The sequence below is a fragment of the Pyxidicoccus xibeiensis genome, assembly GCF_024198175.1.
In the GTDB taxonomy this organism is placed as follows: domain Bacteria; phylum Myxococcota; class Myxococcia; order Myxococcales; family Myxococcaceae; genus Myxococcus; species Myxococcus xibeiensis.
On the sequence record NZ_JAJVKV010000001.1, the window covers coordinates 1996806 to 2022162 of the forward strand.

Consider the following 25357-nt stretch of genomic DNA (forward strand, 5'->3'; position numbering starts at 1 on the left):
GCGCGCGAGGCCCGTACGTATACCCGCGACGCCAGCGCGCTGGAAGCGCACCCGTGCCTTCGCTGCGTGTCCAGGCGGGGCGCGCATGGGGCCGGGCCTCGCCGCCGGCGGAGGGGCTACGCGATGAGCGGCCCCGGCGCCGTGGCGCGCTGGCTGCCGCTCACCGGGGCTCCGGCTCGTCCAGCACCAGCAGCCCGCGCGCGGTGTCCACCACGTACACGTAGCCGTCCCCGGGCACGTGCAGGCCGGTGGCGCCCTCGTTGGGGCCATCTCCCCGGCCCTCATCCGTCTCGCGCCACGTATTGAACCACTCCACCAGGGTCGGTCGGGTGGGGTTGGACACGTCCAGCACGCGCAGGCCCTCGTGGTGGTACGTCATGTACAGGCGCGTGCCCCGCAGCGACAGGCTGTGCGGCGAGACGACCTGGCGCATGCCGTACTCGGCGAGCTTCCGGATGTCGGAGGGCTGGCTGGCATCCAGCACGCGCAGGCGGGCCCGCGTGCCCCGGCCCAGCTCGAAGGCGACGATGCGGCCGGCGAAGGTGCCCACCGCGCTCGCGGCGCTCCGGGCGAACGGGTACGTGTACTGCCCGAGCAGCCGCAGCTGCTGCGGCTGGCTGATGTCCGCCACCTTGAGGCCCTCGTGCCGGTGGTTGACGTAGAGGCGGCCCTCGTAGGCGACGGCGCCCTCGCCCCCCGAGTAGAGCCGGTCCGGGCTCCTCGCGCGCAGCGCGGAGTGCTGGAGCACCTGGGGCGCGCCCGGCGTGGAGATGTCGAAAATCACCGTCCCGGGCTCCGGGCCCTCCAGCGTGGCGAAGAGCCGATGGCCGTCCACGCGCACGCTGCTCACCGAGATGGGGCTCTCCGGCACGGTGCGCAGCAGGGTGGGCTGGGAGGGCTGGGAGATGTCCACCACCGCGACGCCCCGGGTGGCGCTGGCGACGTACAGCACGCCGTCGACGGACGTGGCGCTGCGCCAGTCCTCGCCGGCGGGAGGGGCCAGGTGCCCCACGGGCACGGGCGCGCGCACGTCGCCCACGTCGAACACGGTAAGGCCGCCGGGCTGGCCCGGCCGCCGCTCCGACAGGACATACGCATGGCCCCCGGCGACGTGGACGTCCATGGCGGGGCCGGCCTCCACGCGGGACTCGGAGCGCAGCCGCAGCCCGCTGGACGCCTCCGCCTCGCCCTTGAAGCGCGCCATGCGCTCGGCGCGGAAGGTGGCGGCGTCCACCAACTGGCCGTTGCGGCACATGGCGTAGCAGCCGGTGAGCACGCGCGAGTTCACGGCCTCGCAGCCCACGAAGGTGTGGAGGGTGTCGCCGTCGCGGCCGGTGATGAGGAGCGAGCGCGAGGACCACACCCCGCCAATGGCGGGGAAGCCGTTGACGAGCTCCGGGTGGCCGTCGCGCGTCCTCAGCTTGAAGCCGCCCCCGCTGACGGGAGGCCGGGCCTGCGCGGTGGAGGCCCAGGGCTCGTGGTGGAGCTCCGCCCGGAAGATGCCCGCGCGCTCCAGGTTCTCCAGCGAGCGGCGCTTGCACGAGGACAGGTCGAAGGACTCCGGCGAGCCGCACGGCGCGCCGCCGCCGTTCAGCACCCGACAGCCGGCCAGGGGGTTGGTGTCCCTCCAGTCTCCGTACTCCTCGAGTGGGACGTAGCTGCCATCCCAGGGCTCCGCCCCGGACTCACCGCATCCGAGCGCCGACACGGCGCAGGCGAGCAGGACCGTCCATGCGGTGCGAGCAGGCTGCATCGGGTGCATCCTCGTGAAGCGGCGCCCGCTCCGGCCAGCGGGTCACCAGCACCGCCAGTGTAGGAAGACCCCCAACTCCAGGGAAGCCCCACCCCTCAGGGTTCGTTGAGGATGAGCAATCCGCGCGACGTGTCCACGACGTACACGTGCCCGTCGCCCGGCACGCGCATGCCGATGGCGCCCTCGAACATGCCGTCCGCGCGGTCCGGGTCCGACTCGCGGAAGGTGTTGTAGTGCGCCACCTCGCGGGGCTGGCTGGGGTCGGACACGTCCAGCACGCGCACGCCCTCGTGGTAGTGCGCGATGTACAGGCGCGTGCCCACCAGCACCATGTTGTGGATGGACGTCACGCCGCGCAGCCGGTACTCGCCCACCTTGGCGATGCCCGCGGGGTGGGTGACGTCCAGCACGCGCACGTGCGCCCCCATCGTCTCGCCGCCCTCGAAGGCGATGGTGCGGCCGTTGATGATGCCCACCGCGTTGGCATGGCTGTACGCATGCGGGTACGCGTACCTGCCGAGCAGCGTCGGCTGCGGCCTCTCGAGGTCCACGACGAGGAAGCCGTCCACGGTGTGGTTCACGTAGAGCCGGCCCCCGAACGCGAAGGCGTCATGCGGATAGCCCAGGCCCCGCGCATACGCGTAGCTGGAGACCGTCTGGGGCGACAGCGGGTCCGTGAGGTCGAAGATGGACGTCTGCTGGTGGGAGGGGGTCATGGCGTAGAGCCGGTCCCCCTCGACGAACACGGTGTGCACGTTGACGGTGCCGCCGGCGGCGCCGCCCGTCACCTTGCGCACCAGCGCGGGGCTGGCCGGGTCGGTGATGTCGTAGACGAGCACGCCCGAGCTGCCGCTGGCCACGTAGAGCGCGTGGTCCTTCGCCCAGACGCCGTTCCAGTACGAGTCGCCTGGCAGCTGGAAGGACGCGCGCTGCACGGGGGCGCGCGGGTTGCTCACGTCGAACACGGTGAGGCCGCCGCTGTCCCCCGGGTCGTTGTTGATGGAGACGACGTAGGCGTGGCCCCGGGTGACGTACACGTCCACGGGGAAGCCCCGCGCCACGGGGCTCTCGGAGACGAGCGCGAGGCCGGAGGACTCGGCCTCGCCCGGGCGCCACGTCATGCGCTCGGCGCGGAAGGTGCCTCGCGAGTGCAGGCGGCCGTTCCTGCACCAGGAGAAGCAGCCCGTCAGCGTGCGCGGGCCGTGCGTCCTGCAGCCGGCGAAGGTGAAGCGGTCCACGACGTTGTTGGGGCGGTTGGCCTGGCTGGTGATGAGGAAGGCCTCCGCGCCCACCCGCCAGGTGGGGGTGGCTGGGTAGCCCAGGACGCTCACCGGCTCCGCGGCGGCGTTGAGCTGGAAGCCGCCGCCGCCGGGCTGGATGTCGGCGCTGGCGCCGGTGGCGCCCTCGTAGCGCAGCTCCGCGCGGTAGATGGCGTCCTGCCGCTCCAGGGCCCCGAGCGAGGCCTTGTCACAGCTCGTCAGGTCGAAGCTGTCCGCGCTCCCGCAGGCGGCGGGCCCCGCCAGCACCGCGCACGTGTCCAGGGCGCCCCGGTCCGTCCACTCGCCCGCCTCGTCCAGCGGTGCCCAGGGGCCGTCATAGGGGAGGGAGGGCGGGTCCTCGGGCGGAGCCGGCACCGGCTCCTCGGAGGAGCAGGCGGACAGCGACGCGGCACAGGAGAGGGCGAGGAGCAGTCGTGCGGCACGGGAGGGCATGAAGGTTCCTCGAGGGTTTCGGGAAGGAGCGCCCGCTTCCGGCCATGGGGCGCATGGCCGCGCAGCTTAGGGCGCCCACTCCGGGCCGGGAAGCGACGCCCCTGTCCGGCGTGGAGGCGGGCGGACGGGGGCCCGCCTCCAGTGCTCCGGCGGGTGCTCAGGGCTCATTGAAGATGAGCAGCCCGCGCGACATGTCGACGACGTACACGTAGCCGTCATCCGGGACGCGGATGCCGATGGCGCCTTCGATGACGTTGTCCCCCCGGGCCGGGTCGCTTTCCCGGAAGGTGTGGTAGTGCGCAATCTGCCGGGGCTGGGTGGGGTTGGCCACGTCCAGCACGCGCAGACCCTCGTGGTACCAGGCGACGTAGAGGCGGGTGCCCTTGAGGAGCATGTTGTGGATGGACGTCACGGGCCGCAGGCGGAACTCGCCAATCTTCACCATGGACGCGGGCTCGGTGACGTTCAGCACGCGCACGTGGGCGCCCATCGACTCGCCTCCCGCGAAGGCGATGGTCTGCCCCGCGAAGGTGCCCACGGCGAGGTGGTGGGCATAGCCGCTGGGGTAGATGTACTGGCCCAGGTGCCGCACGTTGTTCAGGTCGGTGACGTCCATGACGGAGTACCCGCCGAACCCGTTGGCGATGTAGAGGCGCCCCTGGTAGGCGAAGGAGTCATGCGGCCCCGCGGAGGACAGCTCCTCGGGCAGGGTGATGGTCTGGAGCAGGATGGGCCGCAGGGGATTGGAGACGTCGTAGACGAACGTCCCTCCGTCGGACGACATGGCGTAGAGCCGGTCCCCGTCCACGAGCACGGTATGGGTGCCGTAGGGGCCGGAGGGCAGGTTGCGCACGAACTCGGGGGCCGCGGGGTTGGTGATGTCGTAGACGATGGTGCCCGACGTGGTGCTGCCAATGTACAGCGCGTCGCCCTTCGCCCAGACGCCGTTCCAGTAGTTGTCCCCGGGCAGGCTGATGGCCGTCTTCAGGATGGGGAAGCGCCGGTCGGTGATGTCGAAGACGGTGAGCCCGCCATTGCTGGCGTCGCTGCCGTTGATGGACACGACGTAGGCGTGGTTCTTGGTGACGTAGATGTCCGCGGGCGTGCCCAGCTCGACGCGCGCCTCCGAGATGAGGTTCACCCAGCCGGAGGAATCCGGCTCGTACGGGTGCACCGCGAGGCGGTGGGCCTCGAAGGTGCCCGTCCCGGAGAAGCGCCCGTCGATGCAGCGGGCGAAGCAGCCGGTGATGAGGCCCGCCCTCGGCACCTGGCAGCCCGCGAGCGCCGTCACCTGGCGGGGGAGGACGGGATGGACTCGCGTCGAGGCGACGAAGAACGTTCCTCCATCCGTGTTCCGGACGTTGATGGGGTAGCCGCCGCCCATGGTGTCGGTGCCGCCGTCCGACAGGAGCTTGAAGCCGATGCCGACCGGCGTGACGCGGGTGCCGCCGTCGGCCAGGCGCCGCTCGGTGCGCATGGCGACCGAGTAGATGCCCTCGGGGGGAATCTCCGCGAGCGCGGCGGGGTCGCAGCTGGACAGCTCGTAGCGCGACAGGTCATCGCAGGCGACGGTGGTCGGGTCGCCCGCCGAGGCGAAGTTGCAGTCCGCGAAGCGGCCCCGGTCCACCCAGTTCCCGGTCTCCGGCAGCACGGTGTAGCCGCCGTCCCAGGGCTCGCTCGTGCTGGCATCGGGAGTGCCCGAGTCCGTGTCCCCCGCGTCGGGAGTGCCCGAGTCTGTGTCCCCCGCGTCGGGAGTGCCCGAGTCCGTGTCCCCCGCGTCGGGAGTGCCCGAGTCCGTGTCCCCCGCGTCGGGCACGCCAGCGTCCGTGTCAGGGGTGCCCGAGTCCTCGACGGGAACCGAGGCATCGGGACGGGGGTCGGGCGGGTCGTCGCAGCCCTGGATCGCGAGGAGCAGACCCACACAGGCGCAGAGCAGGGCTCGAGACGGGCGGGGAGAAGACGTCATCGTGGACCTCGGGGAGAGGGCCGCACACCGGTGCAGGCGGCCCATCGGGATACGTCCTCGGGTGTGGAACTTCCCGGTGCGTCCAGGATTGGTTGCCGCGTGATGAGGGATTCACGCGGCGCGTGGGGAACCCCGGCCTTCTGGCCCCTCTTTGGTCCTGGCCTTGCAACCGGCGCCCTGGCGGGCCTATGGCGGGTTGCAATGCCCATCACACGGCTGGACATCGCGGAGGCCGGCGGCGAATGACTCCTGGCATCTACCGGGTCCACAAGCCGGTGGGCCCCACGAGCTTCTCGGTGGTGCAGTCCTTCCTGGAGCAGACGCGCGCGCAGCCGGGCAAGCGGGTGCCGGTGTGTCATGGCGGGACGTTGGACCCGTTCGCGGAAGGGCTGCTGCTGGTGCTGGTGGGCGGGGCCACGCGGCTGTTCGAGCTGCTGCACGCCGTGCCGAAGACGTACGAGGCCGAGGTGGTGTGGGGCACGGAGACGGACACGGGAGACCTGCACGGCCGGCCCGTGCACCAGGGGGACACGGCGGCGCTGACGCCTGAGGTGTTGGACGCGGCGCTCGCGGGCTTCGTGGGCTGGCGCGAGCAGGTGCCGCCGGCGACGAGCGCGAAGAAGGTGGGAGGAGAGCCGGCGTACCGCAAGGCGCACCGGGGCGAGGTGGTGGAGCTGCCGCCGTCGCGCGTGTACCTGCACTCGGCGCGGTGGCTGTCGCACGCACTGCCGCGCACGAGCCGCCTGCTGCTGACGTGCCGCGGGGGCTACTACGTGCGCTCGCTGGCCATGGACGTGGGCCGGGTGCTGGGCTGTGGCGCGCACCTGTCCGCGCTGAAGCGCACGGCGATTGGCCCGTGGGAGGACCCGCCGGAGGGGCAGCGTCCCGGCCTGCACGGGCGCGAGCTGTTGCCCTGGGCCCGCGCGCGGGTGCTGACGGACCAGGAGGTCGGCGAGCTGCGGCGCGAGCGGGGCATTCCCCTGAGCGGAGTGCAGCCTCCGGACTGGAGGCTGCCGCCGGGGTTCCCCGACGCGGAGGCGCCGGTGCGAGGCTTCCACCAGGGCCGGCTCACCTTCCTGCTGCGCGAGCGCGAGGGCGCACTGGTGGCCGAGACGGAGCTGCGCGGCGGGCTGTGATGCGGTGACAGTCGTCACCACCCCCTGCGCCCGGGTGGTGACAGTTGTCACCGGTGGTGACAGGTGTCACCACCCCCCTGTGGCTCCCGGGACACGCCTCTTCGGGCGTCAACCTGTTGAAATCACGGTGGAGTGAAGGTGCGGATACGGGGGCAGGTGTGTGGCACGCCGCGCGCAATGGGGAAGGTCACCACGCTCCAATCCGGAGACTCAAATGACCACCCGACTGACCTCGAACCCCGCTGCCTCGGCCGTCCGCACCCCGGTGCGCACCGCCACCAACACCGCCCAGCCCGCCGCCCTGTCGCGGGCGGAGCTGACGCTCCCGATGCCGGCGAATGGGCGCAACGACATCACCGCTGGGGGCTGCTTCCCCCGGGATGACTTCCGGCCGGGTGGCTGCTTCCCGGGTGGGCCGACGAAGCCGGGTGGGGACTGGACGCCGCTGGACCTGGGCGCGCTGGTGGAGCTTGGCAAGCTGGACCAGTCGAAGGGCCAGGTGAGCGCCGAGCAGTTCACGGACGCCATCAAGAACGGCACGGCGGACCTGGATGGGCAGGCGGCGTCGGGTGAGTTCCGCGCCTTCGCCGAGTGGGCGCAGAAGAACGCCGACCGCCTGACGCCCGAGGCGAAGCAGGTGATGGACATCTACGCGAAGTACGCGGCGCAGTCGAAGGCGCGCGGCGAGTCGGGCATTCCGCAGGCGGACCACGCGAAGATGCTGCAGGAGATGTCGAAGGTGGGGGACCAGGGCGCGAAGAAGGCGCTGGCGGGGCTGGACAAGCTGCCCTCGCCCATCTCCGGCAAGGACCTGGCGAAGGCCATCGAGCGCGGCGTGAAGGACAAGGACGGCCAGACGTCCGCCGAGCTCGGCGCCTTCCAGGAGTGGGCGAAGAAGAACGCCTCCAAGCTGTCTCCCGAGGCCAAGGAGGTCATAGGCCTCTTCGAGAAGCACGCGAACAAGGCGACGGCGACGGGCGACAAGGACCTGTCCCGCACCGAGCTGAACAACATGCTGCGCGACTTCAAGAAGGTGGGCGACGTGAGCGCGCGCAATGCGCTGGCGAAGCTCGACAAGGAGAACGGCCCGGTGTCCGGCGAGGACATGCTCGAGGCCATCAAGCAGGGCGTGAACGACAACGACGGCAACTCCACCACCACGGAGCTGAAGGAGTTCCAGCAGTGGGCGAAGAAGAACGCGGACCGCCTGACGCCCGAGGCGAAGAAGGTGCTGGAGACCTACGAGAAGTTCGCGAAGGGCGCGGGCAAGGACGGCCTGACGCAGGCGAAGTACGACGAGATGCTGAAGGAGATGGGCCAGCACAAGACGTTCCGCGACGACTCCATGCGCAAGGCGCTGGAGGGGCTGGACGTGAAGAACGGCAGCATCGCCGGCAAGGACCTGGCGGAGGCCATCAAGGCGGGCGCGGGAGACCACGACGGCCAGGCGGCGGGTGTGGAGTTCGCGGACCTGCAGAAGTGGGCCCGCGACAACTACAGCCGGCTGGGCCCGGACGCGCGCAAGGTGCTGGACATCTACGAGAAGTACGCCACGAAGGCCATGGCCTCGGGCAGCACGGGCATCGACAACAGCGAGTTCCAGAAGATGCTGAAGGAGATGAGCCGGGTGGGCCAGCCGGCGCCCCGTCCCGCGGTCCTGGCGGTGTAGCGCGAGCTTTGCCGGCGGACTCACGTCACGGGTCGCTGCGGGGGGCCGCTTGACCCGCGACGTGAGCGAGCCGGTGTTTCCCGGGGGGGAAACAGCATCTCGGGAGTTCCTCTGCCGTGAGCGCCGGCAGCAGGAGCCAGGGAGCCTCGGACCGTTGGGGGACGGTCCGGGGCCCTTTTCTTTTTTGGGGCGTCAGATGTTGCGGAGGAGGTGCTCTCCCGAGCCACGGGCCGTCAACGGAGCGCACGGGCCAGGGCAGGGCGAAGGGATGTTCAGCGCGTCCGCGAGGTCGTCGATGAGTGAGCGCATGAAGGCCCCATGTGCGGGATTCTTGAGCACCGTCCTCCAATCGAGGACGCTGAGGGCTTCGTATCCTTCATGTGTTTCACGATAGGCCCGCTCCTCATTCTGAGATCTTGTTCCTTGAGGGTCACAAAGATATCGGACGTAGTTCTTGGGATGCCTTGGTCGAGGATGCCATTCGACTTTGGGAGGGGTCAGCGCCATGTAGTCAGGGTCGTTGACCTCGAAGTCCTCTACGTCTCTTGCGGAGTCAAAGAGATTGGGTGCAAGAGTTGCTGACGCACGGACCAAGGCGGCTGGCTCGCCAAAGAAGTATGCCTCCACCATTGGAACCAAGAGATGGAAGGAGGCGCGCGTTGCGAGTTTTCGGAAGACAAAACTCTGTTCAGCCGGCTGTGGGAACTTGCTGCGCACATAGTTTCGAATGGTGCGTCGCAAATAATCAAGCACGAATCCGGGTTGACGCTCGTTTGCGAGCTCCAAGTCATCAACGGCGATGACATAGTCCGCTCGCTCCGCCCTGCTGCTTCGGCCAGGGTGTAGCTCCGCTACAATGCGGGCCGCGAGCTTGGACGCTCTCGAAGAAGAAACTCCTTCTTCAGGAGGGAGAGTAGTCAGTGGAGTGGATGTGAAGTCTTGCTCCTTCAATGGAGCAAGGAACTCTACGCTGGCGCTGGTCAGCGCGAAGAGATGTCGAAGCGACCGGTGCAGGGCCTTCTCTTCAAGCTTGCCCGTCACGATAAGTCTGATTCGGGTAGTCATGGAGGAGGTCGCTGTTGGGCTCCAAACTCCTGATTGCTATACAGGTCACCTAGTGCAAAATGCGAAAGCCATGCTGGGTCGCTGTGCTCGCTGAGTGGAACCGGAACTCTGCCATGAGCCGGCTCCATGACATAGACGCGACTGGGGTCTGTGTTGAACTCATTCAGCAGGACGGGTGAGTGAGTTGATAAGAGAACCGTGAGCTCTTTTCGGGCTGCACGCGACCGGATTACTTCAAGCAGTGTCCGGATTGCGAATGGGTGAAGCCCGTTCTCTGGTTCATCTATGGCGACAGCTCCCTTGTCTGGCGCGGAGGCGACCGCGCACAAGTGGAGCAATGCAACGAGCAGGCCGTGAGGGGCGGCGAATGCGTGTACCGGCTCGGTCAAGCCGCGCAAGAACAGTCGCACTGTGACAGTCTGGCCGGCTGAGAGAAACTCGATGTCATCGAACAGTTCCGGAAAGCATTCTCGGAGACCGTTATGTACGAAGCGAAACCGCTCATCGTGCTCACGGCGACCAGCCCTCCAATTTCGAAGTACCGAGAATGCATTCGCCCCTGACGATTCAAGCTCCGTATCTGACGTCACGAGCGAACCCGTTGTGCGCAGGTCGACGATACGGAGATCCCGATACAGGCGGTATCCCAATACGAAATTGAATAGGGCATCAATCTCCGGGTTCGGTTCTTCAAGAATCCCTTTGGTTCGCTCAAGGATGGAGTTGTCCGAGGTCTGGAACTCTCTTCCATTGACTCGAATCATCTTCATGCCTGGGCCCCATTCCGCGACCAGAGAGTCCCGTACCTTCAGCACCTCTCCTGCAACGAGGTCAGGAGCCATGAGTGTGGGAACGACGGTCCACGTACCGTCTCCGAATCGCAACCGAAAGAGGATGTCGTCGTCGGGCCCGGCCTGTTGGTTTCTGATGCTCGCAGTCCCCCCTGCGAGGGTCGTAGCGGATTTGATTCCTCGCTGAAGGAAATGCCTGAGGAACTCAATGACCGAAAGCAGGGTCGTCTTGCCAGAGCCGTTAGCGCCAGTGACCGCACAGACTCCGGAAGGGTTCCAACGCACCTTCCTGAGCGCGCGGTAGTTGTCGACCTCCAAGGTAAATCCCATGCTTGTCTCCTACCCATCCATGCCCGTGGTGGACAGAGGGCCATCTCCAACCGATTCAGTGTCGCTGGAGATGGCCCTCACGTTGGTTGCGTCCAGCGGGACTACTTCTTCGTCTTCGCCAGCGTGTCCTTGGCCACCTGCACCACGTTGTCCACGGTGAAGCCGAACTTCTGCTGCAGCGCCTTGATGGGGGCGGACGCGCCGAAGCTGCGCATGCCGATGACGCTGCCGGCGTGGCCCACGAAGCGCTCCCAGCCGAACGCGGCGCCCTTCTCCACGGACACGCGGGCCGTGACGGACGGAGGCAGCACGCTGTCGCGGTACTCCTGGGACTGCTGCTCGAACAGCTCCCACGACGGCAGGCTCACCACGCGCACCTTGCGGCCCTCGGCCTTGAGCTTCTCCGCGGCGTCCAGGCACAGCGACACCTCGCTGCCGGTGCCGATGAGGATGATTTCCGGCTTGCCGCCCTCCGCCTCCGCCAGCACGTAGCCGCCGCGCTTCACGCCGGACGCCGCGCCGTACTTGCTGCGGTCCAGCGTGGGCACCGGCTGGCGGGTGAGCACCAGCACCACCGGGTGCTTCTTCTGCTCGCCAATCACGCGCCACGCCTCCACCACCTCGTTGGCGTCACCGGGGCGCAGCACGATGATGCCCGGAATGGCGCGCAAGCTGGCCAGCTGCTCCACCGGCTGGTGCGTGGGGCCGTCCTCGCCCAGGCCGATGGAGTCGTGCGTGAAGATGTGCAGCGCGGGCAGCTCCATCAGCGCGGACAGGCGGATGGCGGGGCGCTCGTAGTCACTGAAGATGAGGAACGTGGCGCCATAGCCGCGCAGCTTGCTGAGGCACAGGCCGTTGACGATGGAGCCCATCGCGTGCTCGCGCACGCCGAAGTGGACGTTGCGGCCCGCGTGGTCGCCCGGCTTCATGGACTCCGATCCGTTGATGTACGTCTTCGTGGACGGGTTGAGGTCCGCCGAGCCGCCCACCAGCCACGGGTAGTTCTTGGCCACGGCGTTGAGCACCTTGCCGCTGGACTCGCGGGTGGCCATGCCCTTGGCGTCGGCGGGGAACGTGGGCAGCTCCGCGTCCCAGCCCTGGGGCTGCTCTCTGCGCTGCATGCGCTCCAGCTGGTCGGCCAGCTCGGGGAACTGCTTGCGGTACTCGGCGAAGCGCTGCTCCCAGGCCTCGCGCAGCTGCTTGCCGCGGGCGCCCATGCGCTCCTGGAAGCGCTCGCGCACCCCGTCGGGGACCAGGAACTTCGCGTCCTCGGGCCAGCCGTAGTTGCGCTTGGTGCCCTTGATTTCCTCGTCGCCGAGCGGCTCGCCGTGGGCCTTCGCGGAGCCCTGGAGCTTGGGGGCGCCGAAGGCAATCTGGGTGGTGACGACGATGAGGGTGGGCTTGCCGCGCAGGGTCTTGAAGGTGCGCAGCGCCTCGGCCATGGCGTTGAGGTCGTTGGCGTCGGCCACGTGGAGCACGCGCCAGCCGTAGCCCTCGAAGCGGCGGCCCACGTCCTCGGTGAAGGCCAGGTCGGTGCTGCCGTCGATGGAGATGTGGTTGGAGTCGTAGATCCAGCAGAGGTTGGGCAGCTGGAGGTGGCCGGCGATGGAGGCGGCCTCGGAGGCGACGCCTTCCATCAGGTCGCCGTCACCGCAGATGGCGTAGACGTCGTAGCTGAACATCTCGAAGCCGGGGCGGTTGAAGTGCCCGGCGAGCCACCGGCTGGCGATGGCCATGCCCACGCTGTTGGCGACGCCCTGGCCCAGGGGGCCGGTGGTGGTCTCCACGCCGCTGGTCCACCGGTACTCGGGGTGGCCGGGGGTGGCGGAGTCGAGCTGGCGGAACTTCTTGATGTCCTCGAGCGAGACGGTGGGCGCGTCCTCGACGGTGTACTCGCGGGTGACGCGCTTGACGCCGGCCAGGTGGAGCAGCGCGTACAGCAGCATGGACGCGTGGCCGTTGGAGAGGATGAAGCGGTCCCGGTCCGGCCAGATGGGCTGGGACGGGTCGTAGCGCAGCTCCTGTTGCCAGAGCTGGTACGCCACGGGGGCCAGGGACATGGGCGCCCCCGGGTGGCCCGAGTGGGCTTGCTGGACCGCATCCATGGCCAGGGTGCGGATGGTGTTGATGCTCAGCAGGTCCTGCTTATCGGTCGTCATGGTGTCCTCGCGTTCCCGCTCGCGTGGGGCGCACCATGCCGTAACTGCCGCCGCGACGCCGCACGAAACGCGAGCCCGCCCCCCAGGCCGTCCGGCAGTCCACGGGGCGCCGGGAATTCATGGCCCTGGAGGGAGGGGCCCTTCAGGGGGTGATGCGGCCGGAGAACAGCTCCTTCACGTAGAGCAGGTCCACGGAGAGGCCGAAGACGCCGCGGGTGCTCCACCGCTCCTCGGTGCGGATGTCGTCACGGGTACCGGCGAAGGGCTCATCGAGCCGTGCCCCCACGGGCTGGGGGGCACGCAGGACGTCGGCCACGTAGAGCACGTTGACGCCGTAGATGACCTCGAAGGAGAGGCCGGCGACGAAGCGCCGGCCCGGCTGCGTCAGCCCGATGCCAAGCACGGCCCCCAGCCGGTCGAGCACTCCCTGGTCATGGACGAGGTCGCGTCCGGAATACGAAGGGCCTCCGAAGAGGCTGATGACGTAGCGCGGGGCGCCGTAGAGCACGAGGCTCGCCGTGTATTCGACCCCCCGGCCGTTGGGGCCCTTGGAGTAGAGGATGTTCTCCTCGCCGGAGGGGCGGACGTCGAAGTCCCGTACGTGCTGCGGGGTGAAGATGGCGCCGAGCTGCAGGGTGGCCCGGTACAGCTCGTGCTGACTGAGGTTGAAGCGGATGGCGCCCTCGTCACCCGCCGCCTGGGAGCGGCGGAAGCTGATGTCGACGTTGGCGTTGAAGCACCGGCGCGGGGTGTTCTTGCGCAGCTCCCAGACGTCGCTCTGGCGGAGGCTCTGCTCCGAGCGCGTGAGGCTGACCTTGTCCACGCTGATGTACACGGCGGGCGTGGCCGGCTCGATGGCACAGGGCTCGAAGCGCGTGGGAGCCCACTGCTTGATGGCGGTGTAGACGCCGACGTAGATGGGGTCGCCCTCAATGCCGTACAGCCGGTTGGCGTGGCAGATTTCGCCGCTCTCCATGAAGACGATGAGCGTATAGCCCGGCTTCCGGCTGCCCTTGGCCTGACGGCTGATCTCCTGCTCCCAGTCAGATGCATCCTGCTTGCACTCGGCCAGGGTGCCGCTTCGTGGCGGGTGGGCCTCATCGCCTTCTTCCCCGGTCTTCCCTCCCCCCGAGCCGCCATCGGATGCGAGCTTGACGGCCTGGAAGCACGTCGCGTCTCCAGTCCCCTGGAACAGGAACCCGGGCGTCCCCTTCAGCCGTGCTGCCTCCGTCCGGAGCGCCCCGATGAGCGAGGGCGCCCAGACGTTGCCCGTCTTCAGATACTGCCCCGCCTCGCCAAGGCGGGCATCGACCAGCGCGGCGTCCGCCGTCCGCACCTGCGCTTTGACCAGGGTGGGGAAGCCCGCGGGCGCGGTAATCATGTCCTCTCCCGCCGTCACTTCCGGCGAGGGGCATGCGCCCTGCGCTCGGGCCGTGCCCGCCATCAACCCTGCCGTCACGGACAGCACGGTCATCAATGAAGCCTTCATGGAACGAGACCTCCTGGCTGCGATGAATGGACTGCGGAGCTGGCGGGATGACGGCCTGGTTGGCGGGACGCTCAAACGCAGGTTCCACCTTCGAGGTACAGAGGCACCCCCACCTGCATGAAGACGGAGAGGTCGTTGTGCTGACCCTTGTTCCTGCCCACCAGCAGGCCCCAGATACGGCGGTCCATGCCGATGAGACATGCCCCTGAGTCACCCGGCTCCGTCACTCCCTGGGTGAGCAGGACGTTGCGGATGATTCCCTGCGAGCCCACCACGACCTGGCCCTGGGCTCCCACGAACCGGGTCGCGCGCATGCCGGCATGACTCAGGACGTACAGGTCCTTGCCGAGGTCGTCCGCCGTCGGCAGATAGGGGAGCCCGAGGGGAAGCGCGTCCTGGAAGGTGTTCTGGCAGTACTGCACACCCCGCGGGCGGACCAGCGCATAGTCCGCGTCCTCGGTCACGACGACCTTCAAGAGCGCTCCCTGGAAGCCGCGGCTCGCTCCACCGATGTTCCGCATCGAGACCGTGGGCTCGGTGCCTGGGGCATGGACGTGGGTCCCGGTCCACGAGGGGTCGGTGAAGACATGGCCCGCGCTGACCACGACCCGGCCGAACCCGGGGTGGTCCATCACCATGCCCACCGTGCCGCGCCCCGGTGTCCTCACGAGGTCTCCGGGGCCCAGCGTCAGCTCGCCGCCCTGCCGCTGGAAGGACCCTGCGTCCAGCACGTCCGTCCGGACCTCTCTGCGCCGGCGGGAGGTGGGGAACCACTCGAGGCGGGGAGGGATGAGGAGGCTCTCCGGAAGCTGGCGCCTGGGAAGCTTCTGGCTCACGAGGCAGCACAGCGCGAGCCCGCCCTCTTCACCCCGGCGGACCTTGCGTCCCACGAAGACCCCGATGACGTTGCGCGCCGACAGGAGCGACTTCACCAGTCCGGAGAGCACGGACGGGGGCGGAACCTGCTCGGCGGCGACCCGCGCGGGCAGCCGGCGCGGTGTCGTCGTGCTTCGTGGGCGGCGGGAACGTGGCATGGCCCTCTCCGTCAGAGCCGCACGTCGTGGTACCAGCGGATGCGGTTGCCCGAGAAGGGAATCCGGTGGCGGGTGGCGACATCCGCGCCCCGGACGTTGTCCGAGAAGCGCAGTCCGGTGAGGTCCTCGATGCGGCCGATGGGCACCTGGAAGCCGCGGAAGTCATCCACCGGAAGGGTCTCGAACTCCATCCGGTCCAGGAAGGACTTCTGGTGGACCACGAAGCCCGCGGCCAGGAGCGAGCCCTGCGCGTCCCGGCACGCCACGACCTTCCAGAACGCCTCCGGCACCTGCACTCCCCGGTGGAGCCGGTCGGACTCCTGGAAGACCGGGCCGGTGAACACCGTGGCCTTCCAGTCCAGCGTGTCGGTGGAATAGAGGATGTGGTTCTCGAGCCCCTGCCACCAGCTCTCGCTCTGGTTGAAGGTGAAGAACTGGGGCGCGCAGTTGGTGAAGTAGAACGTGTCCGCGTTGGCCTGCGCGGCGTGCTCACCCCAGACCGGGTCCAGGCGCCGGACCAGGTGGCCGCGGTCGAAGCCCGCCGGCCCATCCCGGTAGAAGCCGTCCAGCACCTGCAGCTCCTCCGCCAGCCGCGGGTCCGCGAGCCACTCGGGCTCGGGCTTGCGAGGGAACTCCACCCACGCGCGCCCGTCGATGTTGACGGCGGTGAAGAACGCCAGGCGCCGGCGCTCGCTCATCACGATGCTGAAGTGCCGGTACTTCAGCTCCACTTCGCTCGCGTTCTTGAGCCTCGCCGCGGGCCCGAACGCCTGCTCCGCGCGGGTGCGGTCGGGGAGCGGAACGGTGTGTGTCAGCCCCAGGAAGTCCGGGCGGTAGCCGTCCCTTCCCGAGGAGAAGTCCCGGCTGACCCTGGGCTCGCGGCGCTCGACCTCGAGCGTGCGCGCCAGCGCCTCGGCCGGAGAGGTCCGCTCGGGGGCGGAGACCGCGCGGGGGCCCTGGCGGGCGGAGTGTCCGCCGAAGGGCCCGCCCTGCTTCGCCGCGTCGTCGAGGAGCGCGGAGACCAGGGGATTGGGGGCCTGGCGGAGCTGGTCCGCGAGGTCCTGGAGGATGAAGCTCGCGGCAGTCCCCTCGTTGGCAATCCAGTTCAGGCGATGCGGGGGGAGCAGCGCTGCCTCCGTCTCGCTCACCTGCTGGCCGTCATTCAGGATGATGTCCCCGTTCGGAGCCCGGTCGAGCACGCCGGCCCTGTGGAGGGCCACGACCTGCCAGGAGTCGTTGAAGACGGGCGAGCCGGACGAGCCCTGGGCCGTGTCGCTCGAGTACCAGAGCCGCGTCTCGGCGCTGGCGCCCACGGGCAGGTTGCCCACGGTGCGCACCTCGTTCTCGCGCAGGGCGACCTGTTTGGTGTCACCCCCAGGGTGCTGGATGATGGTGACGAACTCGCCGGCGCGGATGCTCTTGGTCGAGACCTCGAGCCGCAGCCAGCCATAGCGGGAGAGCTCCACCTGCCCGTCGATGGAGCGAGGCGCCACGGCCACCAGCGAGTAGTCGAGATCCTGGTTGGTGATGAAGCAGCGCTGCGGCTCGAACGCGAAGAGCGGCCCCGAGCGCGTGGTGCCGTCCGGCGCGAGCTCGTACTCGAACTCCGCCCGGAGGGCCTGGGTGGAGTCCGGCGTCTCCAGCACATGGTGGTTCGTCAGCAGCAGGCCAGGGCCCACCATGAAGCCCGTCGCGATTCCCACCTGCTGCCCGTTGGGGTAGCGGTAGCGAATCCTCACGACCGACTCGGCCGCCCGGAGCCCGAGCTCGAGGTAGGAAGTGCTGACGAGGTCGTTCCTCCCCAGGATTCGCTCCAGGTCGACCCTCGCGATGGTTTCACCCCGGGTCATGGCCGTGACGCGCTCGAAAAACAGAGGGTCGACGTTCGCGAGCGTGTTGTTCAAAGGCCGCTGGACTCGCACATCGCGGAGTTGCTGGAGCTGCTTCCCATCAAGCGAAGAGATGCGAAACATGTGGACCCCCTGGTTCGACTTTCCGAAAAGGCTTACAGCGTAGCCGTTGAGCAAGGCACATGCCGCCCGGCCTCCAGGGCGAGGCGCGGCGCGCTGCCAACCGCAGTGGACCGAAGTGTCCAACCCGCCCGACACGGTGGACGAATCCGTCCAGCGCGGCCAGGTCCTGGGCGGAGGCAGGGGCGGGGTGTCATGGCACACCGGTTGCTCATGCGAACGCCGCCAACCTAGGCTCACGCTACGGACTCACCGTAGCTGCGTTGCACCACATGAGGGGGCGCCATGGCAGAGACGAAGCGCATCACGCAGCAGGCCGTCACGGTGTCGAACTTCCTCCAGCCAGAGCTCCGGAGCGTGTACAGCAAGGTCTTCCCGCCGCCGGGGGAGAAGCTGGAGAACGGGAAGCCGGCGGGAGTCGAGCGCCGCCGGCAGCTCTGCGAGCTGCTGGCGCCGTATGACTCGCTCTCGGCCACGGGCCAGGCCGCGCTGCGCAGCGAGGTCAACACGCTCCTCTCGGGATACGTGGACCCTTCGCAGCGCTTCGCGTTGGACCCGGACAAGCAGTTCATGCCCTTCAAGGTTGCCTTCATGGACCCGAGCTACGCGGCCCTGCGAGGCATCCAGGGCAGCAGCCCCAACACCCCCAGCGGTGTCGATGGTGCGAAGACGCTGAAGGTGGGACCCTACGAACTGCAGCTCATCTACAACGCGCTGTTCAACCAGGGAGAGAGCACGACCGCCAACGGCGGGCTGGCGCATGACTTCCTGCACGCGCTGAAGGGGCAGGCCCGTTTGAAGAACCCGTCGGGGGTGAGGGCCATCCTGCAGCAGGTCTACGACTCCAAGCTCGTCTTCGCGAACGACAGACTCCATGCCAACGTCAAGCTCGACATCGGCGATGCCCTCGTCGAGCAGCTCTACCTCGTCATGGACGGGAGCTACTTCAAGGGGCTCGAGCCCTACGAAGGCCCGGAGAGCTGCGACCTGACCAGCGCCAGCGGCGCCCCGGGCCCCACCACCATGGAGTGCTACTAGGCCACGCCCATGGGCGACTGTGACCTGGAGTACCGCGACTCGGTGTCCGCACTCCCGGCGGACCTGCGTCCCCTGGCGGCGGAGCTGCCCTTCCACCTCGGGCTGACGGCACGGCGGGACGGCGGCTGGGAGGAGTACACCGCGCTCGCGCCCTTCCAGGCGCTGCCCGGGTACGCGGCCGAGGACGCCATGCGACCGGCGCTGCCGCCAGACGTGCTGGCGCGCTACCTGCGCGCGCACCGCCGGGGCGGCTTCATCGGCCTCTTCCTCGACCGGCTCGCCGATGGTCAGGTCCAGGACCGCCCGGAGTGGCCCCGGCTGCGCGCCTGCCTGCTCGGGCAGTGGGAGCAGGCCCTGGCGGAGGCGACTGGCAGCGCGGCCCTGGCCACCCAGGCCGTGAGCGCCTCCCTGCGCGCCTGGGACGAGGGCATGAAGCTGGAGCAGGCCCTCCTGGCGCGCCAGTCGCTGTCGCTGCCGGCGTACATGGAGCTCGTGAGCCGGAAGGTGGCCTGGCTCGGCACCGCCTCGTTCTGTCTCATCCTGGCGCATGGCCGCGCGGAGCGGCTCCCCGCGTTCCGGCGGGTCTTCGACCTGCTGCTGCTCAGCTCCCAGTGCCTGGACGATGCGCTGGACCACGAGGAGGACGCGCGCCTGAATGGCATCAGCTTTCCGGCCGCGCTGGGCTATCCCCCCGGCGGGCTGCAGCGGGCGGCGCCCCGGGTGGCGCGGCTCGGCGCGGACGTCGCCCGGTCGGCGGGGTTTCTGCGCCTGGGCGGGTGGCTGGCGGAGCGCGCCGCGAAGCTCGACGGCATTCCCGCGCCGGGCAACGCTCTGCAGAATGAGCTGGCGGCGCTGGTCCTGGGGGAGGCCGTGGCGGGACTGTGCGGGCCGCTCCAGCAGGACCTTCCTCACGGACAGGGCTGACGACGGGAGCGCCCAAGGATGAATGCGGGTCCCAGCCCTTCCGTGCGCCTCGTCACCGCCGTGCTCGCCGTGGCGGCGCTGGTCCTGGCGGGCGCCGCTACGCACGGGGCGTGGCGCACGCTGGGCACGCCCTTTCCCTCGCTGCTGGTCGACCCCTACGGCGCCTTCTCCTCGTTCTACCTGCCCCACTGGAACGAGCAGCGGCTGCCGGTGCGCCACCCCAATCCCGTCGTTTCCTGCGAGGGGACGCCCATCGACGCCACGGCGGCCCGCTCCGGCGTCTTCCCGGGCCAGCAGCTCCAGGACTGCGTCCGGCGCGCGCACGAGGCGGGCCGCTCCCACGTCACGCTGGAGTTCCTCCGCCGCGGGGCGCGCGTCACCCTCGAGCAGCCCGTCCGCCTCTTCGGCTCGGAGGAGTTGCTGTTCCTCTTCGTCATCTACGCGGGCGTCGGCGGCTTCCTGCTGTGGTCCGGCCTGCTCGTGCTGCTGCTCGCCAGCCGCCGCGATGGCGCGGTGGCCTACGGCGTCCTGTGCATCTCCAGCTTCGTCTTCCTGCTGACCCTCTTCGACTACCACACGCGCGCCACGTACATGCCGCTGTTCATCGTGTCGCGGCTGGGCACGGCGGTGGGCTGCATCTGGCTGGGCTACGCCTTCCCCGAGCGGCCCGTCCGCTTCCGCCGCTTCTGGCGTGCCGGGCTCGGCGGGCTCTGCGCCGCGGCGGCCAGCGTGGCCGTGTGGCTCCTGGTCGCTCCCCACCTGGGCCTGGAGACAGGCTGGATGCGCGCCCGCGTCAATGACTTCTCCCAGGGCTCGCTGGTCATCTGCGGCACCTCCATCCTCGCGAGGCTCCGGGGCAGCACGGGCCGGCAGCGCGCGGAGCTGCTCTCCGCCGCCTGGGGACTGGCGCTCCTCCCGGTGCTGGTGGCCGTCGGCGTCCTGTACGGCCGGGGTTTCTACCTGCTGATTCCCTGCCTCATCGCCACGCTGCCGCTGTCCATCGGCTACGGCCTCATCCGCCACAACGTCCTCGCCGTCACCGCCGTGCTCACGCGCAGGCTGATGGCGGTGCCCGTCGTCCTCGCGGCGCTGCTCGCGTCGGCCTTCACCTGGCGCGGGGCGCACCGCCTGCTCGCCACCTACGGGGTGCCGGAGGTGCTCCCCGTCATCGCCGCCGTGGCCGCTTTCGTCCTCCTGGTCCTCCTCGGCCGGCCTCTCGTCAACCGCCTCTTCTTCCCCGCCTCGCTCCAGTTCCGTCCCACCCTGGAGCAGCTCAGCGACGAGCTCGCGGCCCCGCGAGAGCCCGGCGCCATCCGTGACACCCTGGAGCGCGTGGTGCTGCGCTGGCTGCCCACGCGCAGGGTCCAGGTCCTCGACACGAAGGAGCTCGAGGCGCTGCCCCACCTGCCGCCGGACGCCACGCGGCAGCTGTGTGCCGGCGCGCATCTGTGGACCCAGGAAGGCGCCTGGCAGCGGCGGCTCCTCGTCCCCATGCGCTCGCTGGGCGAGCTGCGCGGGGTGCTGCTGCTGGCCCCCAAGCACGGGTCCGCCCTCTACACCTCCGAGGACCTGGAGCTGCTGCACACCATCGCCAGCCTCGGCGGCGTGGGGCTGCACAACACCCAGGTGCTGCACGAGCTGGACGTCCTGCGCCAGGCCCAGGTGGATGCCGCCCACGACGAGAAGCGGCTGGCCCTGGCCATGCTGAGCGCGGAGATTTCCCACGAAATCGCCTACCCGCTGAACTTCTTCCGCCACCTGCTGCGGCAGGGAGGCTCGGGGCGCTCCATCGACTCGGAGGACGTGGAAATCGGCCGCGAGGAAATCGAGCGGCTGGAGCGCATGCTCGTGTCCTTGCGCCGCCTGTCCCTGCCGCTCCCGAAGCTGGAGCCCGTCCCGGTGCTGCCCCGCGCCCGCCGCGCGCTGGACCTCATCCGCGACCAGCTGCAGGAGCGGCGCCTGTCCTGCACCATCGACGTTCCCCCGGAGCTGACGCTGCTGGCGGAGCCGGACGCCATGGTGCAGCTCTTCGCCAACCTGCTGCGCAACGCCGCGCAGGCCGCCGGAGACGCGGGACAGCTCGGCGTGCGCGCCTGGGCGGAAGGCGCCGAGCGCGTCCTGGAGGTCTGGGACTCCGGCCCCGGCATCCCCGAGTCCGCGAGGGACACGCTCTTCGACCCCTGGGTCACCACGAAGCAGGGCGGGCTGGGGCTGGGGCTCGCCGTCACGCAGCGCATCGTCCGCCGCTTCGGCTGGAACATCTCCGTCCACCGCGAGGACGGGCGCACCTGCTTCCGCGTCCGTACCCCGCTGGACGGCAACGCCCGCACCCCGCCCCCGCAGGAGGAGGCATGAAAATCCTCATCATCGACGACCAGCGCAGCGCGCGCCGCGTCCTGACGAGCGTGCTGTCACCCATGCGGGACGTGGAGCTGCGCGAGGCGTCCAGCCTGGCCGAGGCGCGCAAGGTGCTCGCGGACGAGCCGGTGGACGTGGCCCTGGTGGACATCCGCCTGGACTCCGACGCGCGCAACCGCGACGGCCTCACGCTCATCGAGGAGATTCGCCGCAAGACGAGCGCGGTGCCCATCGTGGTGACGGTGTCCAGCGAGATGACGGAGATTCGGACCGCCATGCGCCTGGGCGCGTACGACTACGTCCTCAAGGACGAGCTGTGCGAGGAGCTCATCGTCCCCATCCTCGAGGGGCTGAGAGACAGGCGCAAGCTGGAGCACGAGGTGCGGGTGCTGCGCGCCCGTGTCACCCCCGAGGTGCTGCCCGCGGGCATGGTGGGCACCTCCGAGGCCATGCAGCGGCTGCTGTCCGTGGTGCGGCGCGTGGCGCTGTCGGACCGGCCCGCGCTGGTGACGGGGCCCACCGGCTCCGGCAAGGAGCTGGTGGCGCGCGCGCTCCACACGCTGGGACCCCAGCCAGAGTCGCAGTGGCTGGACGTCAACTGCGGCGCCATTCCCGAGCACCTCATGGAGTCCCAGCTCTTCGGCCACGAGAGAGGCGCCTTCACCGGGGCGGAGAAGCGGCAGGAGGGGTTCCTGACAGTGGTGGGGCAGGGGACGCTGTTCCTGGATGAAATCGCCGAGCTGCCCCTGAGCCTCCAGGCCAAGCTGCTGCGGGTGCTGGAGACGGGCGTCTTCCGCCGGGTGGGCTCCACGGAGGACCTCGCCTTCCAGGGTCGCGTGGTGGCCGCCACTCACGCGGACCTGGAGGACCGGGTGCGCCGGCGGGAGTTTCGCGAGGACCTGTACTACCGCCTGGCGGTGCTGGAGGTGCAGGTGCCCCCGCTGGAGGAGCGCCGCGAGGACATTCCCGCGCTGCTGGCCCACTTCGCGGGCCGCCAGCGCCGGCAGCTCCGCTTCTCCGCCGAGGCCGTAGAGGTGCTGACGCGCGCGAGCTGGCCGGGCAACGTGCGCCAGCTGCGCACGCTGGTGGACCGGCTGGCCGTCTTCGCCGAGGACGACCTGGTGACGCCGCAGGCCCTGGCCGTGCTGCCGGGGCGCGAGCGGCGCAACGTGCCCGCGGAGGACCCGGTGAAGCAGCTCGCGCGGGCCGTCCTGCGGCTGCCGGAAGCGGGGGACAAGCTGGAGCACCTCGAGCAGGTGCTGATTGCCGAGGCCATGTCCCTGGCAGAGGGCAACAAGAGTGCCGCGGCGCGGCTGCTGGGCGTGCACCGCAAGGCCATCGAGCGCCGGTTGGGAAGACGGGACGGAGGTGACGGCGAGCCCGAGGCCTAGCCTCGGCCTGGCTGCCCGGAATCGTCCACTCCGGTCAGCAGGCTGGCCGGTTCCGCCCTCTGGCTGTGAAGGGCTCTCAGCGGAACCCCTCGCGGCATGGGCATTGCTGAAGGCCTGGGCGGGGAGCGCGATGCCCGCGCTCCGGACCCGAGGAATCCATCGTGCAAACCACGCGGCTCATCGATGTGAACACACTCACCGAGAAGCTGACGGACGAAAGCTTCCTTCAGCTCGCGAAGCAGTCCCCTGAGATGGCGGTCAAGAGCATCACCGAGAACCCACTGAACTCTGACAAGTGGATCTACCGGACGGTGGTGGCCATCCTCGGTGTCATCTCGCTGACCGCGCTCGTGGGCGGCCTGCTGCTCGCCTATCGAAGCGAGCCCCGGGAGATTCCGCAGATGCTGGTGGCGCTGGGCTCCACCGCCGTCGGCGCCCTGGCGGGGTTGCTGGCCCCGTCCCCCCGGGAGTCGTGACGCCTACCGCCGCGCCATGGCGCCCTTCACGGTGCGCCCGCGCGTCAGGTGCGTGACGGCCTCGCCCAGGCCCTCGACGGTGAGGGGGAACATGGGGAAGACGCGAGCGATGACGGAGATGGTGCCCGAGCGCCACACGCCCATGGGCTCGGGGTTGAGCCACACGTTGCGCTCGAAGTGCTGGGCCAGCTGCATCAGCCACGTCAGCCCTTCCTGCCCGTCCGCCTTGTAGTGCCCGTCCGCGTCGGTGCGGATGGACAGCTCGTACGGGGCCATGGACGCATCGCCCACCATGACCAGCTTGTGGTGCCGCCCCACCTGCGCGACCAGCTCCGGAACCGTCATTCCTCCCGTGAGCTGCGGCGTGGCGTACAGCTTCCCGTACACGCAGTTGTGGAAGTAGTACGTCCGCAGCTCCTTGAAGTGCGTCGCGTGGCTCGCCGCGCTGAACAGGCGGCTCATCACGGCCGCGTACGGGTCCATGGAGCCGCCCACGTCCATGGCCAGCACCACGCGCGTGTTGGGCCGGCGCGGCGGCCGCGTCACCACCTCCAGCTCGCCCGCGTTCTTCGCGGTGGCGGCGATGGACTCGTCCACGTCCAGCTCGTCCGGCGCGCCGTCGCGGGCAAACGCCCGCAGCTTGCGCAGCGCCACCGCGAGCTGCCGCGTGTCCAGCACCAGGTCATCCCGGTAGCCCGCGTACCGGCGCGCGCCCGCCTGCATCAGCGCCATGCCCTGCCGGCCGCCCTTGCCGCCCACGCGGATGCCCTCGCGTGCGAAGCCGCCGTTGCCGAAGGGAGACGCGCCGCCCGTGCCAATCCACCGGTTGCCGCCGTCGTGGCGCTCCTGCTGCTCGCGCAGGCGCTCCTCGAACATCCGGCGAATCTCCTCCGGGTCCAGCGCCTCCAGCAGCGCGATTTCCTCCGGCGTCAAATCGCGCCGCTCGCGCGCGTCCTCCAGCCAGGACAGCAGCTCCTGCGTCAGCTCCAGGCCCGCGGTCTCCACGCCCTTGAAGTGCGCGAGGAACGCCTGGTCGAACGTGTCCAGCTGCGTCTCCGAGTGGACCAGGAGCGCGCGCGCCACGTGGTAGAAGCCGTCCAGGCTGCTGTCGTGGAGCCCGGCCTTCAGCGCTCCCGCCAGCGCGAGCGCCTCCTGCGCGCCCACCTTCACGCCCCGCCGGCGCAGCTCGTAGAAGAATGGCAGGAACATGGCGCTCTCCCTCAGGCCCGGGGCCGGCGGCCGCGCCCGAAGGCCTCGGCCACGGAGACGAGGTCCTGCTCCTTCTTCAGCAGTGCGCCCAGGTAGGGCAGGCTCTCGTCGAGCTTCAGCTCGGTGATGCCCTGGGACTTGAGCACGGCAATCCAGTCGATGAGCTCGCTGGTGGAGGGCCGCTTGCGCAGGCGGGTGAAGCCGCGCAGCTCGTAGAAGACCTTCATCGCCTGCTCGGCCAGCGTGGCGTCCAGCTCCGGGTGGTGCACGGAGACGATGCGGCGCATGAGCTCCGCGTCCGGGAAGTCGATGAAGTGGAAGACGCACCGGCGCAGGAAGGCGTCCGGCAGCTCCTTCTCGTTGTTGGACGTAATCACCACCACGGGGCGGTGCTTCGCCACCACCTCGTCGCCCGTCTCGGTGACGCGGAAGCGCATCCGGTCCAGCTCGTGGAGCAGGTCGTTGGGGAACTCGAGGTCCGCCTTGTCCACCTCGTCGATGAGGAGCACCACGCGCTCGGGCGCGGAGAACGCCTCGCCCAGCGGGCCCTGGCGGATGTACCGGCGGATATCCCTTACGTCCCCGTCGCCGAAGCGCGAGTCGTACAGGCGCTGCACGGTGTCGTAGACGTAGAGGCCGTCCTGGGCGCGGGTGGTGCTCTTCACGTGCCAGGTGAGCAGCCGGTGGCCCAGCGCCTGGGCGATGGCCTCGGCCAGCAGCGTCTTGCCGGTGCCGGGCTCGCCCTTCACCAGCAGGGGCCGCTGGAGCGTCAGCGCGCAGTTGACCGCGGCCTGGAGGCCCTCGTTGGTCAGGTAGGTATCAGTGCCTCGGAAGCGGACGGGGGTGGGGACCGGAGTCATGGCCCGCCTCCTTTAACATCCACCGGG

18 protein-coding genes are annotated in these 25357 nt (G+C 69.6%); 7 read left to right on the plus strand and 11 right to left on the minus strand.

The annotated features are described in order from the left end of the window. Positions 1–160: 160 nt before the first annotated feature. From LXT23_RS08075 to LXT23_RS08085, 3 genes are all read right to left on the minus strand, one after another. Positions 161–1753, minus strand: coding sequence for an LVIVD repeat-containing protein (locus LXT23_RS08075; protein WP_253979478.1), 1593 nt, complete (start codon positions 1751–1753; stop codon positions 161–163). Between the two features lie 95 nt (positions 1754–1848). Further along, positions 1849–3465, minus strand: coding sequence for an LVIVD repeat-containing protein (locus tag LXT23_RS08080; RefSeq protein WP_253979479.1), 1617 nt, complete (start codon positions 3463–3465; stop codon positions 1849–1851). 157 nt (positions 3466–3622) lie between these two features. Beyond that, positions 3623–5431 (minus strand): LVIVD repeat-containing protein, encoded by a 1809-nt coding sequence (locus LXT23_RS08085; RefSeq protein WP_253979480.1) that lies wholly within the window; start codon positions 5429–5431, stop codon positions 3623–3625. Between the two features lie 242 nt (positions 5432–5673). On the opposite strand from LXT23_RS08085, the gene truB reads away from it, so the two are divergent. Next, complete coding sequence (gene truB / locus LXT23_RS08090) at positions 5674–6567, plus strand: tRNA pseudouridine(55) synthase TruB (protein ID WP_253979481.1); 894 nt, start codon at positions 5674–5676, stop codon at positions 6565–6567. Positions 6568–6781: 214 nt separating this feature from the next. Then, positions 6782–8236 carry a hypothetical protein gene (locus tag LXT23_RS08095; protein ID WP_253979482.1) on the plus strand — a complete coding sequence of 485 codons (1455 nt, stop codon included), beginning with the start codon at positions 6782–6784 and terminating at the stop codon, positions 8234–8236. A gap of 192 nt (positions 8237–8428) precedes the next feature. Here LXT23_RS08095 and LXT23_RS08100 read toward each other — a convergent pair whose 3' ends face one another. From LXT23_RS08100 to LXT23_RS08125, 6 genes are all read right to left on the minus strand, one after another. Further along, complete coding sequence (locus LXT23_RS08100) at positions 8429–9301, minus strand: hypothetical protein (RefSeq protein ID WP_253979483.1); 873 nt, start codon at positions 9299–9301, stop codon at positions 8429–8431. Continuing rightward, positions 9298–10422 (minus strand): AAA family ATPase, encoded by a 1125-nt coding sequence (locus tag LXT23_RS08105; protein ID WP_253979484.1) that lies wholly within the window; start codon positions 10420–10422, stop codon positions 9298–9300. The genes LXT23_RS08100 and LXT23_RS08105 overlap by 4 nt, the downstream gene beginning before the upstream one ends. Positions 10423–10523: 101 nt before the next feature. Next, the gene (tkt, locus tag LXT23_RS08110) at positions 10524–12581 is read right to left on the minus strand and encodes a transketolase (protein WP_253979485.1); all 2058 of its coding nucleotides are present in this window, start codon (positions 12579–12581) and stop codon (positions 10524–10526) included. 142 nt (positions 12582–12723) lie between these two features. Next, complete coding sequence (locus tag LXT23_RS08115; protein ID WP_253979486.1) at positions 12724–14070, minus strand: hypothetical protein; 1347 nt, start codon at positions 14068–14070, stop codon at positions 12724–12726. Between the two features lie 71 nt (positions 14071–14141). Further along, complete coding sequence (locus LXT23_RS08120) at positions 14142–15104, minus strand: hypothetical protein (RefSeq protein WP_253979487.1); 963 nt, start codon at positions 15102–15104, stop codon at positions 14142–14144. Between the two features lie 11 nt (positions 15105–15115). Further along, complete coding sequence (locus LXT23_RS08125) at positions 15116–17077, minus strand: DNA/RNA non-specific endonuclease (protein WP_253979488.1); 1962 nt, start codon at positions 17075–17077, stop codon at positions 15116–15118. Positions 17078–17359: 282 nt separating this feature from the next. On the opposite strand from LXT23_RS08125, the gene LXT23_RS08130 reads away from it, so the two are divergent. The 5 genes from LXT23_RS08130 (at position 17360) to LXT23_RS08150 (ending at position 23261) form a co-directional block, all read left to right on the plus strand. Beyond that, positions 17360–18112: a hypothetical protein gene (locus LXT23_RS08130; RefSeq protein WP_253979489.1), complete on the plus strand. Its 753-nt coding sequence runs from the start codon at positions 17360–17362 to the stop codon at positions 18110–18112. Between the two features lie 9 nt (positions 18113–18121). Then, positions 18122–19036 (plus strand): class 1 isoprenoid biosynthesis enzyme, encoded by a 915-nt coding sequence (locus LXT23_RS08135; RefSeq protein WP_253979490.1) that lies wholly within the window; start codon positions 18122–18124, stop codon positions 19034–19036. Between the two features lie 18 nt (positions 19037–19054). Then, positions 19055–21391: a sensor histidine kinase gene (locus LXT23_RS08140; protein WP_253979491.1), complete on the plus strand. Its 2337-nt coding sequence runs from the start codon at positions 19055–19057 to the stop codon at positions 21389–21391. Continuing rightward, positions 21388–22785 (plus strand): sigma-54-dependent transcriptional regulator, encoded by a 1398-nt coding sequence (locus LXT23_RS08145; RefSeq protein WP_253979492.1) that lies wholly within the window; start codon positions 21388–21390, stop codon positions 22783–22785. Before LXT23_RS08140 ends, LXT23_RS08145 begins: the two co-directional genes overlap by 4 nt. Before the next feature lie 161 nt (positions 22786–22946). Then, positions 22947–23261, plus strand: coding sequence for a hypothetical protein (locus tag LXT23_RS08150; RefSeq protein ID WP_253979493.1), 315 nt, complete (start codon positions 22947–22949; stop codon positions 23259–23261). A 3-nt stretch (positions 23262–23264) separates the two neighbouring features. Here the strand turns inward: LXT23_RS08150 and LXT23_RS08155 are convergent, their stop codons facing one another. Next, on the minus strand, positions 23265–24470 hold the full coding sequence (locus LXT23_RS08155; RefSeq protein ID WP_253979494.1) for a vWA domain-containing protein: 1206 nt from the start codon (positions 24468–24470) through the stop codon (positions 23265–23267). Positions 24471–24481: 11 nt separating this feature from the next. Beyond that, a complete protein-coding gene (locus LXT23_RS08160) occupies positions 24482–25330 on the minus strand; it encodes an AAA family ATPase (RefSeq protein WP_253979495.1) in 849 nt (282 codons plus the stop codon). Positions 25331–25357 lie beyond the last annotated feature (27 nt).